Genomic DNA, 16,560 nt, shown 5'->3' with positions numbered 1-16,560 from the left:
TTATGTCCGGGGCATTAACCATAACCTAATCCTAATATTTTAACACCTTAATCTCCGTCCTTCTGTTCATCTGATGATCTTCTTCAGAACATTGTACGCCATTTCCGCAATTATTTAGCAACCTGGTTTCCCCATATCCTTTTGCTTCCATCCTGCTTCGCTCTACTCCTTTACTCACGAGGTAATTAACCGCAGCCTGAGCCCTGTTTTGAGACAACGTCATATTATACTGATCTTTTCCTCTACTATCTGTGTGTGAGGACAATTCTATCCTTAGGGTTGGATTTTGAATCATGATGTTCAAAAGATTATCCAGTATTCTGGCTGCATCTGGCCTTATTGCTGATTTATCAAAATCATAATGAATGTTTTTAAGTACAAAGATTGCTCCTGCATCCAGGTTACTAATCCCTAGCTTCAATGTCACATACAGAGTTTTACTTCTGTCAAGCCCTTTTGTGCTCACACCTTCTGTTTGTGAAAACTTACCGGCCTGGTTCGCAACGACATTGTAATCAGATTGCTGATCCAGCTGATAAACAAATTTCGCTTCACCATCAGAAATCTGACTCATATTTTTATCTGTTCCGGTGTTGGTTAGCACGGTACTGATCCCTGGAAGTTTTGCATTATTATTAGCGCTAATGGTTTCTCCAATCAATGTAAATCGTGGATCATCATGATAAATTTCTTTGTAAATCAAAGCTCCGGATTTGTCAAAATCAATGTCGTTGATGGATACCGGAATCGCGGCAATTCCATTTTTTACCGCCGTAATCTGATAGCTTCCTCTTTGTGCCGATTTTATCCGCTCGGCTTCACCATTTGAATTGCTGACAGATACTTCATCTCTTCCATTCCGGCTGATGGTTACCGTAACACCACTTAAGGCCAATCCAGTTTGTTTATCTTTCACAACAACCAGGATGTCTTTGGCTGAAACCAGAGATGCCACAGCTTGTTTAACCGGTGCTGCTTTCTCTGGTGCTTGTCTTTTTTTGCTTCCAAAAGTAAATCTGATTCCCGCAGCTACATTAACAGCCTGAACAAAAGTTTTCTGACTCACAGGAACTTCCTCATAAAAATCACTTAAGTTCGTAATTTTGTTATCTTTTATAGTAAAAACATCGGCTGAAGTAATTGCTTTTTTCTGCTTGTAACCGTTAACATGAAATTCGCTTGAGTCTCCTCCAAAGTCTTTCCCAAAAGTTCTGAGATAGTCTCCTTGAAGAAAAACAGCCCAATTCTCATCTATATTATACGACAATCTAAAGCCGCCAAGGCCCATCCATGCCTTTGTAATTCGTTTTGGATTATTGGTATAATAGTTATCAAACAGATTTAATGCAGGCCCTACAGCCTGGTTAATGTAGACAGACTGCGTATATTTTGGAAAACCCTGAAACAATACTCCTCCGCGTAAAAATACTTCCAGATCTAATTTACCTAAACCGGCTTTATAAGAAGGGCCAATGCTTACTCCAATGTGCTGAAATGACGGGTGATTTACATAATTTGTTGCAATGTATCCATTGCTAAAAAAGACACTGTCAAATTTCCTGATGTCATGGTTCAGAAACCTTGCATCAATTCCAATTCCCCACTTGTTACCTTTAAAATATTTATCTATGGCCATCCCGGCATGATATCCGTTTTTGGCCCTGCCGATATCTCCTTTGTAATTACCCATCGGCATGCTTAATCCGCCAAATGCAGTAACCTGCAATTTGCCGTTCCTTTCTCCGGATAAAGTATCCGAAGGCTTCTGTGCCCAGCTAAAAGTGGCCACCAACATCATTATCCATGTAAATATTAACTTTTTCATAATCACTCCTTTCATTTATGTGAAACTGTTTGGAGAGATATCAGGCAACATGGATTTTTGTTACCCTATTTTTATGAAATAATTAGAAAAAATAGATTTTATCTGGTGTAATGCACAGATCAAGGATGATGTCATTTTCATGAACATCATCAATAACGTCTACCGGGGCGAAGAAATTAAGCCCAACCTTAACCGTAGAAATCCCATTCAGGAACCGGTCATAAAAACCTTTACCATACCCTGCCCTGTATCCCTTAAGATCAAAACCAAGTAAAGGAATAATCACCATATCAACCGCTCCTTCGTGAAGATTTGTTTTTTGAGGCTCAAGAATATTATGCCTGTTTTTTTCCAGTCTTTCTTTTCCTTCGTAAACATAATTGGACATAAGAAAAGTATCAAAATCTGCCCTCGGAACGATAATTTTAATTTCAGGATGAGCCCGGTTTAGCCAATCGATTAACAAAAAGGTATCTGGCTCGTTTTTTTCGGCAATAGGAAGAAAAATGTGTAAGGTTTTAACAGACGAGAAACCAAGTTTCTTAAAATGCTCCAATAGCTTTAAATTAAAGACAGATGCCTCTTCTGGCGACATACTTTTACGCTGCAAGAGCGCCTGTTTTCGAATTTCTGCTTTATTCATCGGGACACAAACTTAGGCAAATCTCCCAATTTAGTGTAAAAAAAGATGGCTTCGGGAACCACTCCGAAGCCACAATCAACCTAAACCTAAAACTAAACTATGAAAATTCTTATTTTACTCTTTCTATATAGTCACCTGTACGCGTATCAACCTTAACTTTATCGCCCTGATTGATAAACATTGGAACTTTTATCTCTACTCCTGTCTCTACAGTTGCATATTTCAATGCGTTTGTAGAAGTATCGCCTTTTACTGCAGGCTCCGAATAGGTTATTTCTAATTCAACATGTGAAGGCGTTTGTGCCATAATTGGTTCATCACTTTCAAAAGCGATGATCACATTCATTCCTTCCTTTAAAAACCGAACACTTTTACCAAATAATAATTTAGGTATGTTAAACTGTTCGTAAGTAGTATTATCCATTACTACAAGTGCGTCGCCATCTTCATACAAATACTGGTAATCGTTGGTCTCAACACGACAAATCTCTACATCTTCATCTACACGAAATCTGTATTCAACCAATTTACCGGTCTTAACATTTCTCATCCTGGCTTGGTAGAAAGCACGCAAGTTACCCGGCGTACGGTGTAGAAACTCCTCTACTTGTACCAATTCTCCGTTGAAACGAAGGATATTACCATTTTTTACTTCTGATGCTTTTGCCATTTTTCTTTGAAATTGTGCCTAAACTTTCGGCCTTTTTTCGTGCCGCAAAGGTAAAGACTATTTTTTAATTATACAATAGTAATTTGAAAATATTTTTTTAATGCCTTTTAACACCCCAAATAAGGCGCTTAAGCTATATTGCAAATATAATTTTAAGTTATTTATAATCCATTATCCGAACGAAATGGTTACAAAAGGAATACTCAACTTCTTGATTGGAACCAACAATTACCAGTTTATTCTTGCTGAATTCCCTCATCAGTTCATGGTACCAGCTCAACCCCTGCACATCCAGATTCGAAGTTGGTTCGTCAAGTAACAGCAGGGGACTATCGGTACAACATGCCAAAGCAAGCTTGGTACGCTGCTTCATTCCGGAGGAAAAGTATTTTAAAGCCTTATCCTGAGACTTAACCAGACCCAATAAGTCCATCACATCAGATTTACTGATCCCGTCATACAGCCCTTTAAATTGAAAATGGAAATCAATCGTCTCCTGAAGTGTGAATTCTTCAATCAGATCAACATAAGGGGCTGCAAAGCTAAGGTATTGATAAATATCCTCCACCGAAACTGGTTTTCCATGATCATAAACCACTTTTCCTTCTGAAGATGATAAATTACCCAACACAACACTCAGCAGGGTCGACTTTCCCGAACCATTAGGACCAAGTATTGCATACTTGCCGCCCGATTCAAACTGGTAGTCTATTCCTCTGAATATCCATTCCTGGTTAAATCTCCGCCCAATATTCGTTAAAGTAATCGTCATCAGCGTTTAGCTTCCTGAACCGAAACCTTTCATTACACCCCGGTTAGAGTTTCTGATAAAATCTACGATCTCGTCACGGATCTCAGTAGGTTTAAATTCTGCTTCGATCATATCCAGAGCCTTGGTTACATTATTGTGTTTTACAAAAAGGACCCTGTATATTTCCTGGATTTCATTTATTTTTTCTGATGAAAAGCCTCTCCTTCTCAATCCTACAGAATTGATTCCAGCGTAGGAAAGCGGCTCTCTTGCAGCTTTTACATATGGCGGAACATCCTTACGAACCAGGGAACCACCGGTTACAAAAGCATGTGCACCTACTTTCACGAATTGATGTATTGCTACAAGCCCTGCCAAAACCACATAATTACCAATGGTAATGTGCCCTGCCAGCGTTGTGCTGTTAGAAAAGATGCAGTAATCTCCGACTTCACAGTCATGTGCAATGTGAGAGTATGCCTGAATCAGACAGTTGCTCCCAATCACAGTTTTCCATTTATCTTTTGTTCCCCTGTTGATCGTAACGCACTCTCTTATCGTTGTATTGTCACCAATCTCAGCAGTGGTCACCTCTCCTGCAAATTTTAAATCCTGGGGCACTCCTGAAATCACTGATCCTGGAAAAACACGACAGTTTTTACCAATTCTGGCGCCATCCATAATCACCACGTTAGACCCTATCCAGGTCCCTTCACCAATTTCCACATCTTTGTGAATCACGGCAAATGGTTCTATTACTACATTATCGGCTATTTTTGCCTGAGGATGTATATATGCTAAGGGCTGTATCATGCTGTTGCTTCGCTATCTTTTACTTTTACAATTTGTGCCATCATCTCCGCTTCCACAACAACTTTCCCTGAGACCATTCCAACACCTTTCATTTGGGCAATACCTCTTCTGATTGGTTCCATTAAATCACACCTGAAAACAATTGTATCTCCCGGCAAAACCTGTGCCCTGAAACGAACGTTGTCGATTTTCAGAAAGTATGTCAGGTAATTTCTTGGATCAGCCACGGTACTTAAAACCAGCACTCCTCCAGTTTGGGCCATTGCTTCAATCTGGATTACTCCAGGAAAAACCGGGGCCCCCGGGAAGTGCCCTTTAAAGAACTCTTCGTTCATGGTCACATTTTTCACACCAACCACATGCGTTTTTGACAATTCAAGAATCTTATCAATAAATAGAAATGGTTGTCTGTGAGGCAAAATATCCATGATTTGAACCACATCGTAAAGCGGTTTTACAGTAGGGTCATAAACGTGCTGTATTTTTTTATTCTTCTCTTTTTTAATTGCCGCCTTTATCTTTTTAGCAAAAGCAACGTTTGCCGCATGACCAGGTCTTGCAGCCATGATGTGGCCTTTAAGGTGAACCCCTACAAGTGCCAGATCGCCAATCATATCTAACAATTTATGTCTTGCTGGCTCATTTTGGTACCTGAGCTCCATGTTGTTCAGAATCCCCTGAGGGGCAACCTCCATCGCGCTTCTGTTAAAAATAGAAGCCAGATGATCCAGTTCTTCCTTGGTTACTTCTTTATCTACAATTACGATTGCATTATTCAGGTCACCTCCTTTAATGAGGTTGTTCTGAAGCTGGTATTCCAATTCATGTAAAAAACAAAATGTCCTGCATGAAGCTATTTCCTTTTTAAACTCCGCAATGCTTGAAATTCCAGCATGCTGGCTTCCCAATACCGGCGAATTATAATCTATCATGCAAGTAAAACGGTAGTCATCCAAAGGCATGGCTACAATTTCTACTTTCCTGTCTGGTTCCGCGTAGGTGATGTTATGAGGTATTTGAAAATATTCTCTATCAATTTCCTGTTGCTGTACCCCTACAGATTCAAGTGCTTCAATGAACAGTATAGCACTGCCATCCATAATAGGGGTTTCAGGGCCATCTAGCTTCAACAGTACGTTGTCCAGATCCATTCCCACCAAAGATGCCATCACATGCTCCACGGTACTTATGCTAGCGCCGTTTTGTGAAATTGTAGTTCCCCTGGCAGTATCAGTAACATTGTCGCAATCAGCATCAACAATCGGACTGCCCGGCAAATCTATCCTTTGAAATTTAAAGCCGTGATTTTCTGGCGCCGGACAAAAAGTGAGCGTAACATTTGCTCCTGTATGAAGGCCAACCCCTTTTACAGAAACTTCGTTTTTTATAGTTTTTTGCTTAACGTTCATTATTATTTATTGTACTGTTTTGATCAATTAATGCCTTTAATTGCTTTATAGACGACTCTAAAAATGCAATTCTCTTTTCCACAGCAGGCAATTGTTTAAAAATAACAGATGCCCGCATCCAATCCCTCAGAGGCTGCGCCGGACTTCCGTGCCATTGCTTATTCTCTTCTGATGTATTGAAATTAATCCCCGCCTGGGCACCGATCTGTGTTCCCTTTGCCAGCGAAAGGTGTCCGGCAATACCGACCTGGCCTCCAACAACTGATTTCTCGCCAAGCTTTGTGCTTCCGGATATACCAGTCTGAGCCGCAACCACACTATGTTCACCCACATCCACATTGTGTGCAATCTGGATCAGGTTGTCCAGCTTTACCCCTTTTCTAATGAAAGTCGAACCCATAGTGGCTCTGTCAATCGAAGTATTTGAACCAATCTCCACATCATCTTCTATAACCACGTTTCCGATCTGCGCTATTTTAGAATAAGTCCCGTCTTTCTGAGGTGCAAATCCAAAACCATCGCTGCCGATTACTGTGTTCGAATGGATCATCACCCGGTCGCCAATAATAGATTTATTATAAATTTTTACTCCTGGAAAAAAAACACAATTATCCCCGATCCTTGAATCCGGACCAATATACACCTGTGCCATCACCTTGGTATTGTCCCCAATCACAACATTTTCAGCGATATAAGAAAACGCCGCTACAAAAACATTTGATCCCAGCTTTGCAGAAGGGTGAATAAAACAAGGCTGCTCTATTCCTGATTGGGTATTCAATTGGTTAACCTCATTGTACTTCTCCAGCAAAACGGAAAAAGCACTATATGGATCTGCTACCTTTATAAGCGTACTCTTTACCGGCTCTGACGGCACAAAATCCTGACCAACGATTACAACTGAAGCATTCGTTGAGTATAAGTAATTTTCATATTTTGGATTTGATAAAAAGCATAAAGAACCAGCTTGGCCACTCTCTATTTTGGAGAGTTCTTCAACCTTCGCATCTGCATCGCCCTCAATGGTGCCATTTATAAATTCGCTTATCTGCTTGGCAGTAAATTGCATTTTACAAAGTTATATGTTAAATTGATATGAACAAATAAACCTATTTAGGTTATTAATACACCCTTGGATGTAAGAAACTAAAAACGGGATTAAAAATTAATTATTTTGTTAAATTATGCTAAATAATTCTGGGATAGCATAATATGTGTTTTTTCACTGTCTTGTCTAAAGATTCTAAGTTAGATAAATCTGAGGCTTTTACAATATCTATAGTAGTATTGTTTTTTAAAAGAACGTTTATATTACTGTTCCCGGCATCATACGCCCGATTTCTCACTACATCTGTAAAAACAAAATAGGCCGCTTCCTTCTCGGTCAGTTTCAATGAGTCCATTACGTTTCTTGTAAGGATTTCAATCCTCCCTGAGTCTGGAGCTTCATTACTCATTTCTACTTTATATAAATTCCTGTTGGTCAACATGGTACACAGCTGCGACAAAATCCTGTCCGGATGCGTCTTCCAAACCTTTATTGCAGCAAAAATATCCTGGTCATCAAGCAGTGCAAACATCGCAAGGTGCTCCTCAGATGAAAAGAATTCCTGTTCTGAAATGTCGTTCGTTAGAAAATGTTCCAATGCCGGAGTGGCAAATAAACTTGCCCCTTTTGCTGAAAGCTCCTTTGCCCTTTTCAATATTTTCACCAAAACCTGCTCTCCTGAAACAACGGTTTTGTGCAAATAAACCTGCCAGTACATCAACCTTCTGGCAATTAAAAAGTTTTCAATGGAATAAATGCCTTTTTCTTCGATAACCAGGTCGTCGTCCAACACATTAAACATCTTAATGATCCTGTCAAAGCTAATCACACCTTCACTTACTCCGGTAAAAAAACTATCTCTGTTCAGGTAGTCCATCCTGTCAAGATCCAGTTGTCCTGAAACCAATTGTGCCAAAAACCGCTTATGGTATTTCCCCTTAAAAATATCAATAGCGGGTGTGAGCCGCCCGTCAAACTCCTTATTTAGCTTTTCCATGATAAACATAGAAATATCTTCATGCCTGATTCCATTGACCAGAGAATGCTCCAGTGCATGAGAAAAAGGACCATGGCCGATGTCATGCAATAATATGGCAATTGTGGCAGCTTCTTCTTCTTCGTTTGTAATTTTATGCCCTTTCCCCCTTAGCACTTCTATAGCAAGCCCCATCAGGTGCATCGCACCTAATGCATGATGAAAACGGGTATGAAGTGCTCCCGGATATACGAGGTGCGTCATTCCCAATTGCTTGATATACCTTAGCCGTTGAAAATAGGGGTGCGAGATGAGATCAAATATGATCGCTGATGGAATATTAATGAAGCCATATACAGGATCATTGATGATTTTCTTTTTGTTCAATCCTTAAAAATAAATATATACGGTACAAAAATTGCTATTTTTATCCATAGTTAGAAAGAGAGATCCTTTTTTTGACAAATTATTTTACATTTTATAAAAATCAGAATGCAGGAAACCAAGATTTTATGGGCCGATGATGAGATCAACTTATTAAAACCACACATATTACTACTCAATGAAAAGGGCTACCACGTAACTACCTATACCAATGGTAACGATGCCTTGGAAGCCTTTGGCAAAGAACACTTTGACCTTGTGTTCCTTGACGAGAATATGCCTGGAATGAGCGGACTGGAAACATTGACTGCCATTAAAAACATAAGAAGTGACGTCCCTGTTGTTTTAATTACAAAAAGCGAAGAAGAAAACCTGATGGAAGATGCCATCGGTTCTAAAATAGACGACTACCTCATCAAGCCGGTCAACCCTAAGCAAGTACTCTTAACTATCAAGAAAATACGCGACAATAAGCGCCTGGTTAGTGAAAAAACATCTATGGCTTATCAGCAGGATTTCAGAAGACTGGGCATGACCTTAAATGACCGCTTAAGCTATGAAGAATGGGTTGATGTATACAAGAAACTGGTATTTTGGGAATTAGAACTTGAAAAGCTCGACGACCCGCAAATGCATGAAATTCTGACCATGCAAAAGTCGGAGGCCAATATGCAGTTTTCAAAGTTCATAGAAGATCATTACCTGGGCTGGGTGAATGGCAAAGGAAAAGCACCCCTGCTTTCTAATGAACTATTGAAAAAGAAAGTATTTCCCCTGATCAACAGTAATGTTCCTGTTTTTTTTATTCTCATCGACAACCTGCGCTACGATCAATGGAGGATCATCAATCCATTGATTACCGAGCATTTCCGCATGGATGAAGAAGATACCTATTCCAGCATCCTGCCTACCGCAACACAATATGCCCGTAATTCCATCTTTTCAGGTTTAATGCCTCTTGAAATGGAAAGGAGATTTCCCGGACTTTGGCAAAATGATGACGATGAAGGAGGAAAAAACATGCATGAGGAGGCATTTCTTGCTGATCAGATCAAAAGAAGTCTGCGCAAAGATTGTAAATTCAGCTACAATAAAATACTGACTTACGATGATGGAAAGGCCCTCAATGAACAGGTAAACAACCTCCTTCAAAATGAGTTTAACGCAATCGTATACAACTTTGTCGATATGCTTTCTCATGCTCGTACGGACATGCAGATGATCCGCGAGCTGGCAAATGACGATGCCGCATACCGGTCACTCACACTGTCCTGGTTTGAGCATTCCCCTTTAATGGAACTACTGAAAAAAATCGCACAGAAAAACGTGAAACTGGTGATCACAACAGACCATGGCACCATTAGGGTAAAACATCCTAGCAAAGTCATCGGCGACAGGAATACGAACACCAATCTTCGGTATAAGCAGGGCAGGAATTTGAATTTCAATGCGAAAGAAGTATTTCTGATTAAAAACCCTCATGAGGCACAATTGCCGAAGATCAACATCAGTTCAAACTATATCTTTGCAAAAGAGGACCGCTACTTTGTGTACCAGAATAACTATAACCAATTTGTAAACTACTATAATGAAACTTTTCAGCACGGGGGCATTTCCCTGGAAGAAATGATCATTCCAATAGCGACATACAGTTCCAGATAGACATGAAAATAAAAGTAAATCGTTTATCAGACCTCGACGAAGCGGCCCGATCTCTGCTTAGCTTCGCCGGGGATAATAATTTTTTCATATTTGAAGGCGATATGGGCGCCGGGAAAACCACCTTTATCAAAGCGATTGCCAGGGCCCTGGGTGTTCAGGATACCGTATCCAGCCCTACCTTTTCCATTGTAAATGAATATTTAGCAGGCGAAAAGGTTATCTATCATTTTGATTTTTACCGCATCAAATCTATACAGGAAGCTTATGATATCGGTTATGAAGAATATTTCTATTCTGGTCATACCTGTTTCATAGAATGGCCGGAGAAAATTCAGGAATTATTGCCGGAGAACTACATCAAGGTTGAAATTTTTACCGTAAACGAAAACGAACGAATGCTCTCAGTTTCAAAAATATAAGGTCTTTTTTTTGACTGTTTATCGTAATTTTTCTTAATTTCAAGCAAAAATCATTTAAACAAATGGCTACAGGATTACGCGAAGGTATGGCCGCTATTGCCCAAAAAGGTTTGGTACAGCCTAAGGAGGCAATGTCAGAAACACAACAAAGAAACAATAGCCTGTATATTGGCATTCCGAAAGAGATTTCCTTCCAGGAAAATAGAATCGCACTAACTCCCTTATCGGTTGCATTGCTGGTACACAACGGACATAAAGTCATTATTGAAAGCGGGGCCGGAGTGGGCGCCAATTTCTCTGACAATGACTACAGTGAACAGGGAGCCATCATTTCTTTTAACAAAAAGGATGTTTTTGATGCTGATATTCTCGTAAAAATTGCACCCCCGACTATAGAAGAAGTAGGCCTTATGCACAAAGGTCAAACCCTCATATCAGCTCTTCAAATGGGCGGATTGAAAGAAAGCTATCTTAAAGCCCTGTTAAATAAAAAAATAAATGCCCTCTGTTTTGAAAATCTTCGTGATGAGGGCAACATCCTGAGTGTAGTCCGGGCAATGAGCGAAATTGTCGGAGCTACGTCAATCTTTATTGCCGCAGAATACCTCAGCAATGTAACCGGGGGAAAAGGCCTCATGCTTGGTGGATTTACAGGGGTACCACCTACCGAAATTGTTATCCTTGGTGCGGGCACTGTTGGTGAATACGCAGCCAGAACGGCCTTATCTCTGGGGGCAGAAGTAAAAGTGTTCGACAGCTCTATTTATCGCCTCAGACGCCTGCAAAACAACCTTGGAAGCAGAGTGTTCACGTCGGTAATGCAACCTATTGTACTCGAAAAAGCAATTGTTACCTGTGATGTCGTAATCGGAGCCATTAGAGCTTCACATGGACGCAGCCCTTGCATCATCATGGAAGAGACAGTCAGCAGAATGAAACCAAACTCCGTAGTTATAGATGTCAGCATCGATCAGGGCGGCTGCTTTGAAACCTCCAAAGTGACCAACCATAAAGACCCTGTGTTTAGGAAATATGATGTCATCCACTATTGTGTGCCAAATATCGCTTCAAGAGTGCCCAGAACTGCTTCTTATGCGCTTACCAATATCTTTTCACCAATCCTTGTAGACATTGGCGATATGGGAGGCCTGATGAATGTAGTATGGAATAAGCCCGGAATCAGGGAGGCTCTTTATATTTATCAGGGACACCTTACAAATAAAGATCTGGCCAGCATGTTCAACCTGCCTTTCAAAGACATTGAACTTTTGGTTGCAGCCAATCAGTAACGGCCCCATGAAAAGCTTCACTCATTTTATAGCTTTCCCTTTTTTCTTTTTGCTCAACGGCTTTATTTGCCTTGCTCAGCAAAACCCCAATAATCCATATGGGCTGAAAATCATCAGCTCATATCAGGAATATTCTGCTTCATACCAATCAGTTCCGAATTACAGACTTGTTGAACTCAAGAAAGTCATCCCCAATATCGCACTCGATATAAGATATGCTTCCAAAAACAATTTTATGAAGGAAGTCATGTATAAACAAGCGCGTGCATTTGCCAGAAAACCTGTTGCAGACCAGTTAAAAATAATCCAGTCCGAATTAAACAAAAAAGGATATGGGTTAAAGATCTTTGACGCCTACCGACCATACGCCGTGACCATTGCCTTTTATGAAAAAGCGAGCGACAAGCGTTTCGTCGCTGATCCGAAAAAAGGATCTAAACACAACCGCGGCTGTGCTGTCGACCTCACATTGATCAACTTAAAGACAGGAAAAGAAATTCAAATGCCCACTCCTTATGATAGCTTTCAGGCTGCCGCAGCGGCTAGCTATTCACAATTGCCGCCTAATGTCATTAAAAACCGCGAAATGCTGATCTCAATCATGCAAAAACATGGCTTCAGGGTCATCGCTCATGAATGGTGGCATTTCGATTTCATAGGCTGGGAAAAATATCCGTTAATGGATATTCCCTTTGAAAGGCTATAATCAATAATGCTCATGGAGATAAGTAATCACCTTTTCAATCTCCTTCCTGACATCTGCCGTAGCAGCCACAAAATTATTGTTCATAAAAGAAAAGACGTAAGTCCGGTTCTTCCTGGTCAGGACATAGCCACTCTGACAATAATTGTTGGATAAAGTACCTGTTTTACCAAACACGAAAGGATGATCTGTTTTTGCATATGCATTTTTTAATGTCCCGGACTTTCCTCCTGCCGGAAGCATACCATATAACTTACCTGAATCTCCTGCTGCTCTGTAAATCTCTGTCAGCAAGACCACCAGATCTCTGGGCGTAACCAGGTTATATCTTGACAATCCGGAACCATCTACCCATACCGGCGCATCCGGGAGATTCCGCAAAAATGTTCTTTTTGCATGCGCGATTACCGTATCTGTATTCATCTGCAGACCAGTCTGATCAGCACACAGCAGCAACAATTGCTCTGCAATAAAATTATCACTGGGAATCAGCATTTCCTTCAGGATCGAATCTCGCTTCTCACTGTAAATGACCTTGCTGCTGTCGGGAATTTTCATAGACAACAACCCAACGGGCTTTCCTAGAAGGTTTTCCAGCAATGCTTTGGTAAGGTAAATTGATGTTTTATAGGGCACCTGTTGTGCATAATTCCGGGGAACTGCTTTCACCGGATACCCGAAACGATTTTCATTCTGCATCCTGAGCACCTTAAAAATGGAATCTTTCCGCAGTGTATCCGGCATCACCGCATCCTTAAATATCTCTGGCTTTACCGTCAAAACACCTTGCTCATTCCCTAGCGTGATCAGGTTGTCCATTATGGGCAGTTCTGTCAGTTCTGACTGGTAATAATCATTATAATCATCCCATGCCCAGCCTTTCCCATAGCGAGCCCCGGTATACCGTCCTGTCGAAAAAAACAGCTTTTTATCCGATCCTTTTAAAAATTGCACCACTTTTTCTGACTTTAACCTGGATTGTAAAAACGAAGGATCTCCCGTCCCCCAAAATATCAATGAGTCATGACGAACTATATACCTGATTCCTGCAACAGAATCCTGTAGCATTTTTAAACTTGTATAAAAAGTGAGCAATTTGGTATTAGAAGCAGGTATAAAATATTGATCTGCATTTTTTTCATAAATCGTCTTTCGTCCATTCAAATCGTACACCGCAAACCCTACATGGTGTTTTTTAAGCACTTCAGACTGTTTCAAAAACAGCCCCATCTTTCGCGAAATTTTACGATCCGTAGAACAGCCCAATATAAAACCCCATACAGAAACGAGAATTAATACCTCTTTTAATTTATTTTTTGTAGCCGCTTTATACATACTGACAACTAATTTATTAAATTAGTTTAAATGAATCCCCTATGCGTGCTGTTAGTTTCTTTTTATTTAAGATCCTTTTCATTTCAGCTATCACCCTGTCTTTGGCCGTAAATCACGTCAATGCTCAGCAATTTGAATTTTCCGGAGACAGAAAAAACCAAACTATAAACTTTAATCTTGTTCGAAACCTCGTTATTGTACCCTTATATATCAATGGAAACGGACCTTTTAATTTCATCCTCGACACGGGTGTAGGCCCATTAATCATCACCGATACATCTATAGTCAAAGACTTAAATCTAAAGAAATTACGTCCGGTGAAGATAAACGGCTTAGGTAAAGGCCTTGATATAGACGCTTTTATTTCCAATGAGATCTATGCCAAAATAGGTAAAGCTGAAATCGAAAATATCCCAACAGCCATCCTGAAAGAGGATGTATTCGCACTATCCAGCTATGTGGGAGTTCCGATTCATGGACTATTAGGCTATTACTTCTTCAATAGCTTCGTGGTAGAGCTGAATTATACCGGTCGCAGGCTTAAATTTCACAGGCCAGAAACCAAAAGACGAATTGAGGGAGAAGCCATTCCGATAGAAATATTTAATAACAAGCCTTACATGTCTGTTGATATGGACATACCCGGACTCGGCACCAAATCACTTAAGGTAGTGATAGACAATGGTGCAAGTCACGCAATATCTTTGGAGACTCTCGACGAAAAACCCTTTCCAATCCCACCTGTATCTATAAAAGCAAATCTGGGAATAGGCCTCAGCGGCCCAATAAGCGGGAGTGTTGCAAGGATACCGTCTTTGAGAATAGGTAGTTTCGTTTTGAATGATGTTATTTCTTCATATCCAGACTATGACAATGCGGCCACGAAAGCTTTGTTTCTAAACCGAAATGGAAATCTTGGCGCCGAAATCCTCACCCGTTTCAACATTACCTTCGATTACAACAACAATTTCATGTACCTGAAGCGAAATTATACTTTCAAGAGGCCTTTCGAACACGATATGTCGGGCCTGGAAGTATTCGTAGATGATGCCCTCACCAAAAGATTTTTCATCAGCAGAATCGAACCAGAATCCCCCGCTGTTGAAGCCGGTCTCTTAGTAGACGATGAGATCCTATCCATAAATTTCACGACAGTGGGAACCATGACGCTAAACGATGTTTCAAAATTTCTGAGAATGGAAAACGGAAAAACCCTGTATCTGGCGATAAACAGAAAAGGAGAACTCCTCATTAAATTGATAAAATTGAAGAAACGAATATAAATTTTTAGTTTTACCCTTCAATTATGGTCGCCCAAACTCCGTCCGTAGACAGCCGTACAACATGACAAAAATATTTCATTCATTACTCTACATAAGCTTCATCTCTTTACTAAGTTCCTGCCTATCTGATCATAAAGAAAAAAAAGCGAATACAAAAGAAAAATTCGAAGAAGAAACACCCAAAGAGCGGCTAACCTTTGATCACATTATCGGCATCAGGTATACGGAAGTAAGACGCCGCTTTAGCAATGGACTGTCATTTGATAAAATAGGGTTTCAACAAGAACCTTCATGGATCATCGAATTCCAGTCCAATGATACTGTAATGGCTTATAGTCCTGTAAAAAAGAGAATGTTACCTTTCTTTCTCATGTATGATCACGGAGATGTATACAATTTTGCGAAAGAGTACTTCCGAATCAAAAAAGTCACAAAAGACAGCCTGGTTTTCCAGCGTCTTCAGGTAGACAGGAAAGAAATTGCCAGTGGCGTAAAGTCGGATGTAAATATGATTTTTTATGCAGACTCGTATATTAAAAATGTACTGAAAACAACAGCCTCGGAGCTTCAAAAGCCGAATGGAGCAGATACCGCATTTATCCGTATGCTGACCGAAAAATCAAATCAGGCTCCTACCGATACCAGCAAAACATTTGCCGGAAGGCAACCTGCTCAATTCATCTCAACCAGCCCTCTTCTGAAGGTAGAAAAGAAAAGTACTATAGACGAATTCAGTGGCAGAACTGAAGCGTTTGATTACCTGTTTCCAAAGTACCGCATAGAGATAAAAAATGCCTACCAGGACTTTGCCTATGACATGAAGGTGATAGTAGATGGGCAAGGAAATATTCACCTGGTGTCCTTCTATAATTCATTACCCGAACTGGAAGAATCACGGAGAAAAATAGTAAAATCAATCATAGATATTTACCTCCGCAACCTCATAAAAATCATACCGGGAACAACCCTTGGAATGCCTCATTCGAGCGAAATAAACTTGGTTGTTGTGGGCAAAAAAGCGAATAACTAATGGCGTTTGCTTTTATATTTATCAAAAAATGAAGCATTTGTCTTTTAATAAAAAATAATATGTACATTGCACACTTAATTTTTTAATAAATAATACAATGCAAGAAGGAACAGTAAAATTTTTTAATGTAACTAAAGGTTTCGGATTCATTATCCCTGCAAACGGAGATAGCGAAATCTTTGTACATTCAACAGGCCTTATCGATGAAATCCGTGAGAATGACAAAGTTGAATACGATGTTGAGAGCGGAAAAAAAGGCTTGAACGCGGTTAATGTTAAAGTAATCTAGATTATAAAGACATAAATTGTACAAGGGACTA

The 16,560-nt window shown here is 40.1% G+C and carries 16 protein-coding genes; 7 read left to right on the top strand and 9 right to left on the bottom strand.

Going from position 1 to position 16,560, the window contains the following annotated elements:
* Positions 1-31: 31 nt before the first annotated feature.
* The 8 genes from R2Q78_RS07040 to R2Q78_RS07005 form a co-directional block, all read right to left on the bottom strand.
* Positions 32-1,825, bottom strand: a complete 1,794-nt coding sequence (locus R2Q78_RS07040; RefSeq protein WP_316790245.1) for an OmpA family protein — start codon at positions 1,823-1,825, stop codon at positions 32-34.
* Between the two features lie 82 nt (positions 1,826-1,907).
* On the bottom strand, positions 1,908-2,468 hold the full coding sequence (locus R2Q78_RS07035) for a 5-formyltetrahydrofolate cyclo-ligase (RefSeq protein WP_316790243.1): 561 nt from the start codon (positions 2,466-2,468) through the stop codon (positions 1,908-1,910).
* Between the two features lie 109 nt (positions 2,469-2,577).
* The gene (gene efp, locus R2Q78_RS07030) at positions 2,578-3,138 is read right to left on the bottom strand and encodes an elongation factor P (protein ID WP_136836778.1); all 561 of its coding nucleotides are present in this window, start codon (positions 3,136-3,138) and stop codon (positions 2,578-2,580) included.
* 157 nt (positions 3,139-3,295) lie between these two features.
* On the bottom strand, positions 3,296-3,910 hold the full coding sequence (locus tag R2Q78_RS07025) for an ABC transporter ATP-binding protein (protein ID WP_316790240.1): 615 nt from the start codon (positions 3,908-3,910) through the stop codon (positions 3,296-3,298).
* Between the two features lie 6 nt (positions 3,911-3,916).
* Positions 3,917-4,702, bottom strand: coding sequence for an acyl-ACP--UDP-N-acetylglucosamine O-acyltransferase (gene lpxA / locus R2Q78_RS07020; RefSeq protein ID WP_048908154.1), 786 nt, complete (start codon positions 4,700-4,702; stop codon positions 3,917-3,919).
* On the bottom strand, positions 4,699-6,111 hold the full coding sequence (locus R2Q78_RS07015) for a bifunctional UDP-3-O-[3-hydroxymyristoyl] N-acetylglucosamine deacetylase/3-hydroxyacyl-ACP dehydratase (protein WP_316790234.1): 1,413 nt from the start codon (positions 6,109-6,111) through the stop codon (positions 4,699-4,701). Before R2Q78_RS07015 ends, lpxA begins: the two co-directional genes overlap by 4 nt.
* A complete protein-coding gene (gene lpxD, locus R2Q78_RS07010; protein ID WP_316790232.1) occupies positions 6,101-7,180 on the bottom strand; it encodes a UDP-3-O-(3-hydroxymyristoyl)glucosamine N-acyltransferase in 1,080 nt (359 codons plus the stop codon). The genes R2Q78_RS07015 and lpxD overlap by 11 nt, the downstream gene beginning before the upstream one ends.
* Before the next feature lie 118 nt (positions 7,181-7,298).
* Positions 7,299-8,522: an HD domain-containing protein gene (locus R2Q78_RS07005; RefSeq protein WP_316790230.1), complete on the bottom strand. Its 1,224-nt coding sequence runs from the start codon at positions 8,520-8,522 to the stop codon at positions 7,299-7,301.
* A 105-nt stretch (positions 8,523-8,627) separates the two neighbouring features.
* Here R2Q78_RS07005 and R2Q78_RS07000 point away from each other — a divergent pair, with 105 nt between their 5' ends.
* The 4 genes from R2Q78_RS07000 to R2Q78_RS06985 all read left to right on the top strand — a co-directional run bounded on the left by R2Q78_RS07000 (position 8,628) and on the right by R2Q78_RS06985 (position 12,595).
* Positions 8,628-10,181, top strand: a complete 1,554-nt coding sequence (locus tag R2Q78_RS07000; protein WP_316790228.1) for a bifunctional response regulator/alkaline phosphatase family protein — start codon at positions 8,628-8,630, stop codon at positions 10,179-10,181.
* Between the two features lie 2 nt (positions 10,182-10,183).
* Positions 10,184-10,600, top strand: coding sequence for a tRNA (adenosine(37)-N6)-threonylcarbamoyltransferase complex ATPase subunit type 1 TsaE (gene tsaE, locus R2Q78_RS06995; RefSeq protein ID WP_316790226.1), 417 nt, complete (start codon positions 10,184-10,186; stop codon positions 10,598-10,600).
* A gap of 62 nt (positions 10,601-10,662) precedes the next feature.
* The gene (locus R2Q78_RS06990; RefSeq protein ID WP_316790224.1) at positions 10,663-11,889 is read left to right on the top strand and encodes an alanine dehydrogenase; all 1,227 of its coding nucleotides are present in this window, start codon (positions 10,663-10,665) and stop codon (positions 11,887-11,889) included.
* 7 nt (positions 11,890-11,896) lie between these two features.
* Positions 11,897-12,595 (top strand): M15 family metallopeptidase, encoded by a 699-nt coding sequence (locus R2Q78_RS06985; RefSeq protein WP_316790222.1) that lies wholly within the window; start codon positions 11,897-11,899, stop codon positions 12,593-12,595.
* Here R2Q78_RS06985 and R2Q78_RS06980 read toward each other — a convergent pair whose 3' ends face one another.
* Positions 12,596-13,927: a D-alanyl-D-alanine carboxypeptidase/D-alanyl-D-alanine-endopeptidase gene (locus tag R2Q78_RS06980; RefSeq protein ID WP_316790221.1), complete on the bottom strand. Its 1,332-nt coding sequence runs from the start codon at positions 13,925-13,927 to the stop codon at positions 12,596-12,598.
* 41 nt (positions 13,928-13,968) lie between these two features.
* Between R2Q78_RS06980 and R2Q78_RS06975 the strand changes: the two genes are divergently transcribed.
* The 3 genes from R2Q78_RS06975 (at position 13,969) to R2Q78_RS06965 (ending at position 16,529) form a co-directional block, all read left to right on the top strand.
* A complete protein-coding gene (locus tag R2Q78_RS06975) occupies positions 13,969-15,210 on the top strand; it encodes an aspartyl protease family protein (protein ID WP_316790220.1) in 1,242 nt (413 codons plus the stop codon).
* Between the two features lie 61 nt (positions 15,211-15,271).
* A complete protein-coding gene (locus R2Q78_RS06970) occupies positions 15,272-16,240 on the top strand; it encodes a hypothetical protein (RefSeq protein WP_316790218.1) in 969 nt (322 codons plus the stop codon).
* A 97-nt stretch (positions 16,241-16,337) separates the two neighbouring features.
* Complete coding sequence (locus R2Q78_RS06965) at positions 16,338-16,529, top strand: cold-shock protein (protein ID WP_090993574.1); 192 nt, start codon at positions 16,338-16,340, stop codon at positions 16,527-16,529.
* Positions 16,530-16,560 lie beyond the last annotated feature (31 nt).

Origin of the sequence: Pedobacter frigoris, assembly GCF_032678645.1 — a bacterium.
Taxonomy (GTDB): domain Bacteria; phylum Bacteroidota; class Bacteroidia; order Sphingobacteriales; family Sphingobacteriaceae; genus Pedobacter; species Pedobacter frigoris_A.
Note: the sequence above shows the minus strand (reverse complement) of the source record. Positions and strands in the feature narration are given on the sequence as shown.